We start from the raw sequence: 1,829 nt of genomic DNA on the forward strand, positions 1-1,829 counted from the left end.
TGCAAACCGCGTTGCGCGACTTTCATCGGCGCTATTATGTGGCCGGACACCTGCAATTGTGGCTGCAAGGGCCGCAAACGCTGGATGCGCTGGCCGAGCTTGCCCATACGTTTGCGTCCGGTTTTGCTTCTGGTGGCATGCCTGAAACCGCTCCCCCGTTGCGTCTTAGCGCTGAGGGAGATTTTCAGCTGGCAGTGACGGAGCGACCCGCACTGTGGCGTTGTCCGTTAATTCGAAAAAGTGACAACGTCACCTTATTTCGGGAGTTTTTACTGGACGACGCCCCCGGAAGCCTGATTGCCGGGCTGCGGGCGCGCGGGCTGGCAGAAGATGTCGCCCTGAACTGGCTTTATCAGGATAACGATAACGGATGGCTGGCGCTAACGGTTGATAGCGAACGACCCGAGGAGATTGACCCGCATATTACCCACTGGCTACGGGCGCTACAGCAAACGACGGATGAGCAGCAGCGGCATTATTATCGGCTGGCACAGCAGCGTTTCAGCGCCCTGCCGACGCTGGAGCAGCTGCGCCAGCGGGCGTTCGGTTTTGCGCCCGGTGCGGCGCCCGTAAGTTTTTCTGCCTTTTGTGCCGATTTACTGGCGGCGCCCACCTCGTATCTGGCCTGCAAAAAAATTGAAACCGCTGAAATTATCGCCAGCCAGGGGTTTGCTCTGCCGCTTAGCCATTGGCGTCGCCAGCCGGTTGCAGATGATAGCCCCATCGCGTTTTCCTTCTACCCGCAGACTGCCAGGTATGTTACGCCAGCCCCGACGTCAGAAGCCGCTCCGCTGCTGCATTTGTCGGCGCAGACACAACCGCCAACGCTGATCCTGCGCAGGCCTTTTTATTCGTGCCTGGAACGGGCGCAGGGGGTGGCGATGGGCAAACAGTTACGCCCTCTTCTTGCTGAACTGCGCCATATTGACGGCAGCGGCGAGTGGCAAACGGTTGACGGTAGCTGGCAGCTCACCCTGCGGCTTCCTGACGCTGTAGCTACGGCGGAACACATCATCGGGGCGATAATCGATCGCCTCTCCCACCCCGCCCCGGCTCTTACGCCAGTGCCAGAAGGCATTGCCATCCGTGAGCTGCTTCAGCAATTGCCTGAACGTCTGGCATCGGATCCGCCACGGGACGGCTGGCTGGCGGCGCTAGTTGGCGGCAGCGTCGCGCACGCGCACGGGTTAGCCCGGCAGCTTGGCCTGCTCCGGGCGCCGGTTAACGCTAAGCCGACGCCATTAAGCGGTTGTCCCGGCGGGATCGAACACATTCCGCACGCCAGCGCGGATTCGGCGCTGCTGGTGTTTATTCCCCTGCCGCCGGGCGCGTCGCTCGCCGCGCTGCGGCTGCTGGCATTATGCTGCGAACCGCAATTTTTCCAGCGCCTGCGCGTGGAACAGCAGATTGGCTACGTGGTCAGCTGTCGTTATCAGCGTATTGTCGATCGCGATGGCCTGCTGCTGGCGTTACAGTCGCCTGACCGCTCTCCCGTGAACCTGTTGGGTTGCTGCAAACAATTTTTGCGTGAGCTGACGCTGTGCGATGAGACGGCGTTCAGCGTATTGCGACAGCAGCTGGCGACTCAAATCCGGTCACCGATGAATGCCAGCGCCACGGCAGTAGCCGCCCTGCGCCAGCGCTATGGTTTACCGGTGTTAACGCCGCAGGCTGTTGATGCCCTGCAACATGACGAGATAATCGCACTATGGCGCGAGATGACTCGCCATCGCCGTCGCTGGCGGGTGCTTTTCACGGGCTGACCGGACCCGCCGCTTTCTTCATATCCGTGGTTTTTAGTCAAAAAAAAGCCCCGTACTACGACGGGG

1 protein-coding gene is annotated in these 1,829 nt (G+C 60.7%); it reads left to right on the forward strand.

Annotated elements, in window-relative coordinates; genetic code table 11:
• Nucleotides 1-1,763: pyrroloquinoline quinone biosynthesis protein PqqF (gene pqqF, locus HP459_RS22705; protein WP_171936897.1), on the forward strand; the 1,763-nt coding region annotated here is incomplete at its 5' end.
• Between the last annotated feature and the right edge of the window lie 66 nt (nucleotides 1,764-1,829).

It is taken from the genome of Enterobacter sp. CM29 (assembly GCF_013179605.1).
Classification (GTDB): Bacteria; Pseudomonadota; Gammaproteobacteria; order Enterobacterales; family Enterobacteriaceae; genus Enterobacter; species Enterobacter intestinihominis.